Origin of the sequence: Nostoc cf. edaphicum LEGE 07299 (assembly GCF_015207245.1) — a bacterium.
Taxonomy (GTDB): domain Bacteria; phylum Cyanobacteriota; class Cyanobacteriia; order Cyanobacteriales; family Nostocaceae; genus Nostoc; species Nostoc edaphicum_B.
In genome coordinates this window covers 1-4243 of record NZ_JADEXF010000494.1, presented here as the reverse complement: position 1 = coordinate 4243, position 4243 = coordinate 1, and the positions used below count along the sequence as shown (strand labels likewise).

Below are 4243 nucleotides of genomic sequence, written 5' to 3'. Positions count from 1 at the left end.
GTGCAACGCCATCCTAAAGGAGAGATTATTCTCCATGAAGGCGATCGCTTACCAGCAAAACTTTATGCTGTTGTCAGTGGATCGATTCAAGTTACCAAAACAGCAACAACGGGGAAAGAAACAATTCTTCGCGCCTTAGCTGCTGGGGAAATTTTTGCGGCTCCTGCTCTGTTGGGAAATGGAATTTCTCCGGCAACTGTCACTGCTGAATCTGATTGTGAAATCCTCACTGTAGAGCGAGATGCTTTATTAACAGCTATTGAAGAAAACCCTGAAATCGCCTTACGAATGCTGATGGTTTTTAACAGTCGGATTCAGCAATTACATGAAACAGTCCACGGATTAGTTTCTGAAAGAGCGATTGTTCGCCTTGCGAGATTAATTCAATATTTTGCTGCTGAATCGGGAACTGAATCTAGTTCACAAGGCGAATGTTTAAAAGTCAAATTATCTTATTATCGGATGGCTCGAAGTAGCGGCATTACTTACGAAGAATGCGTGCGATTAATCAAAAGTCTCAAACCAGTAATTGCTTATCACCGGGGTGGGACTATTACGATCCTTAATGTTGAGAAGTTGGATGCGATCGCTTCTGGAGATATAGATTAGTCAGGGCGCACAGATGTACGCCCCTACACGTGGGGGACAGCAATTCAGAGGGAGCATCTCACCTTTGCAAATACCTGGAAATACCTGGCGATTAGAAATCGCGGCTACACAAACCAAGTCCGCCTGCGCGGACTCAAGAAATTGGAAACCCACGGAGGTGGGTTTTGTCTGTATAGCCGCGAATTCTATTCGCCAGGGCAGATATATTTTTATGAAAGTGAGATGCTCCCAATTCAGATTGCTACAGCGACTCTATCCTGTTCGCGTGCAGCAACAACTAAAACTAGACATAGAGCTGCGATCGCTTTTTGCCATTCTTGCCGAACTTGCGCGTCTTCGACACCTTCAAACATACCTATCAAGCGGGGAATAGAAGCTTCTAAAGCCGGACGAGGTACTGGACGGTGCAACTCAACCAAATGAGTTAGACTTTCTTGATTATGGAGAAAACCAATTACCCATGTTGTTGTGTGATCGGGACTATCAGGAACCCGCCTTACTCCTAATTCATTTTTTAGCCAGTTGTAAAAAGGTGGTAATTCCTTAGCTAAAACTCCTCCTGCTGTGGGTAACGTTTCCTTAAGCAAACTGGTATCTAAGCTGTTTAATTCTTGTTGTAATTCAGGTGAATTGAGAACTTCAATTAAAGGTTTTGATAGTATTTCTTCCAACTGATTTTCAGAGAAATTTAAATTTTGAGTAAAAGTTAAAAGTAGCGATCGCATTTTTTTAGACTCCATAATTCACTAATTTTTATCTGTAACTTTCTCAGAAAGTGTGAGCAAAAATGCCAGATTTTTTTCCGCTTTTAAGGCATGAGGTGCGTTAGCAGGCATAAAGACAAAAATACCATCTTCAAGTACAATATCTTCTCCAGATAAAGTGAGTAGACCTCTGCCTTCAATTACATTTATCGTGGCATTCTGAATAGAGGTATGCTCAGAAATATCAGTGTTAGCTGCTAGGCAAAATAAAGTGTATTGACAAGCGTTATCTTTCAGCAGTACTTTGCTGAAAACTCCTGCACTGGGATATTCAATTTGTTCTCGTAGTTGAGTAATAAAAGATGGGCTAGTTATGATTTTGGTCATAGTATTTTGGGATGATGAATCGTAAGCAAGGCTAATAATCCTTGAATGATTATCAGTATTTATCAGACGATGGTTTTGGTGAATAAATTATGTTACTAGACAACAGCACACGAAATGATGTAGCCTAATTCGTGTTGGTATTTATGAAACACTTGGTGAATTTCTATAACTCGGTTGCGGATACCTCTCTGCGTTAAGATATTCCACAAAATTCGAGTTGTGTTGAGAAAACCTTCATCTTAAAATATCCGCCCTAAATTCAATAAATTCATTGAGTTAGTTTGGCATTTCTCTACTTGCAATCCTGCTGTTGCAAAAGCCGTAATCCAGTTGGATTCTGAAAGTGGTGTAGAATTAACTCGAATTACTCTTGCTAAGTCAGCATGAATTTGTTCTTCTTTATCACTGGCTAACAGTTCATGGGAGAGAAATTTACCTCCCGGTTTGAGTCGATTATGAATTTCAGCTAAAATCTTGGCTTTTCCCGATGGAGATTGCATTGTGAGAATAGCTTCTGCCAATACATAATCAAACTTTCCTGAAATTGCCTCTAGGTTGAAAATATTACCTTCAATAATTTCAACTTGATTTTCTAACCCAGCAGCGCATATATTAGCACGCGCACTAGCTACACTCTCAGGATTTTTTTCAATGCCTACTAATTTCACATGGTAGCTTTTTGCTAAAGCGATCGCGCTATATCCAAAGCTAGAACCTAACTCTAAAACTATCTCTCCAGGCTGAAAGTTTGCCCACTGAAATAATTTATCGGTGGCTATTCGTCCACCAGGACGGAGATATTTTTTACCCGCTGCTGCTAATACTTCGTGTCCCGTAGCTGTTTGGAAATTGAGGATAGTGTTGGTCATGTCTGTTACCCTCTGAACTTGTCTTACCTCAATTTCTCAGTAATTTATGATATTGTCTCTGAGGTAGCTCATAGAAGCAGGATTACTTTGCTTTCCATTCGTGGTCAAGGATAGCGTAAAGAAAGTTGTCATACCATCTGCCTTTGATTAACTCTTTTTCCCGCAAATGACCCTCACGACGCATACCAATTTTTTCTAATACCCTTACAGAAGCAACATTTTCTGCAACACACCAAGACCAGATCCGATGCATTTTCAATTCTTCAAAGCCAAACTTTAAAATTTCCTTTGCTGCTTCTGTTGCATAACCTTGTCCCCAATATTGAGTATTTAGTTCATAGCCGATATTTGCTTCTCGCATTTCCGGGTCATTTACACGGATACCACAATTGCCAATCAGCCGATTTTCTTCTTTGAGGACAACAGCTAACTGAAACTTAGTCCGAGGTTGCTCTTTTTGCTGTTCGATAAACATCTGGATAAACTCGCAAACATCCTTCTGTGTGCGTTGTGTCCAGTAGCTATAATGCAAGTACCAAGGATCGGATTGATAAGTAAAAACCGCTTGCCAGTCTGCCTCTATAAAATCACGCATTAGCAAGCGGTGTGTTTCTAACATTATGTATTTCCTCTATGGGCTTAGTAGAAGCAATCTAATAATTTTAACTTTTACATTTTGCACCTTGAGGAGTAGCATCGGGATAATAGGTAACGATCGCTTTTTCTTTACTTACAAAAACCGTAGGGAAAGATTTTCCCGTTTCCTGGTCACGTACATTATAAATACATACTCCCTGAGTATTACCTTGGAGTTTAAATATTTTGGTGGCATCTAAAAGCATTTCTTCGGCATTGCTGAGGTAGCCATAGCCTTTAATGACATCTGTTACTGTGCGATTTTTCTGTTTAATTACTACACCCATTGTATAAATTACATTAGGAATAACTTCTTCTCGTCCTTGATTATTTGGCAAACGTCCGCCTATACCTTCATTTTGTAACTGTAAATATCTGCCGTAAAAATGCAAACCACCAATATCTTTGGCGTTATATATTTCGCCACAAAATATATGTTCAAACCCCTGACGTTGGAACCAAATATTTGTTAAATCTTCAAGGAATTGTGCTTTATTTCTACGTCCAGGACGCAGTTCACCGCCGCTAACTTGCTGAATTTTCTGCAAGACATCTGGGTAATAAGATAATAATTGTTTAAAATTATTAGGACTAACTCTTGTACCAATAGGGCCGCAGAGTTTTAGTACAGCCTTGTCAAAAGGATTGAGCAGCGGTGGAGGTGGCGTGATATCCACCTGTTGCCCTGCGGGAAACCGAACAGGAACTGGGTTATCGGTATTATCAAAAAACGGCAGAAGTTGCGTATTTGACTGAGCCTGAACCTTCACTGAATTTTGCCAGCAAAATGAGGAAACCAGTAGCAAAAAAGCAAATAAATTTATCATCTGCTTTGACCTATTGGTTAGAGAATTTGGCTGCATAAATTTTAGATGAATTACTTAGATGGGAATACTACATCAAGTTTAATTTAAGCGATAGCATACATTAGAACAAACCTGGTTTATTAAAAAAACCGGGTTGATAAAGTTATTTAAAAATGTATTGTCTTGAAATTTTTACTTATTGATTACGCTATCTTAAGCTAATTAACGGTGG

General features: G+C 39.3%; 6 protein-coding genes. 1 reads left to right on the top strand and 5 read right to left on the bottom strand.

What is annotated here, in order from left to right; genetic code table 11:
• On the top strand, positions 1–609 hold a 609-nt coding region (locus tag IQ229_RS15490; RefSeq protein ID WP_194045094.1), incomplete at its 5' end, for a Crp/Fnr family transcriptional regulator.
• Between the two features lie 233 nt (positions 610–842).
• Here the strand turns inward: IQ229_RS15490 and IQ229_RS15485 are convergent.
• The 5 genes from IQ229_RS15485 to IQ229_RS15465 form a co-directional block, all read right to left on the bottom strand.
• Positions 843–1334 (bottom strand): hypothetical protein, encoded by a 492-nt coding sequence (locus IQ229_RS15485; RefSeq protein ID WP_194045096.1) that lies wholly within the window; start codon positions 1332–1334, stop codon positions 843–845.
• Positions 1335–1355: 21 nt separating this feature from the next.
• Entirely contained in the window at positions 1356–1700 is a 345-nt protein-coding gene (locus IQ229_RS15480) for a cupin domain-containing protein (RefSeq protein ID WP_194045093.1), read from the bottom strand.
• A 239-nt stretch (positions 1701–1939) separates the two neighbouring features.
• Positions 1940–2569: a class I SAM-dependent methyltransferase gene (locus IQ229_RS15475; protein WP_228013494.1), complete on the bottom strand. Its 630-nt coding sequence runs from the start codon at positions 2567–2569 to the stop codon at positions 1940–1942.
• A gap of 82 nt (positions 2570–2651) precedes the next feature.
• Positions 2652–3188 carry a GNAT family N-acetyltransferase gene (locus IQ229_RS15470; protein ID WP_228013493.1) on the bottom strand — a complete coding sequence of 179 codons (537 nt, stop codon included), beginning with the start codon at positions 3186–3188 and terminating at the stop codon, positions 2652–2654.
• Between the two features lie 43 nt (positions 3189–3231).
• The gene (locus IQ229_RS15465; protein ID WP_194045091.1) at positions 3232–4068 is read right to left on the bottom strand and encodes an EndoU domain-containing protein; all 837 of its coding nucleotides are present in this window, start codon (positions 4066–4068) and stop codon (positions 3232–3234) included.
• Between the last annotated feature and the right edge of the window lie 175 nt (positions 4069–4243).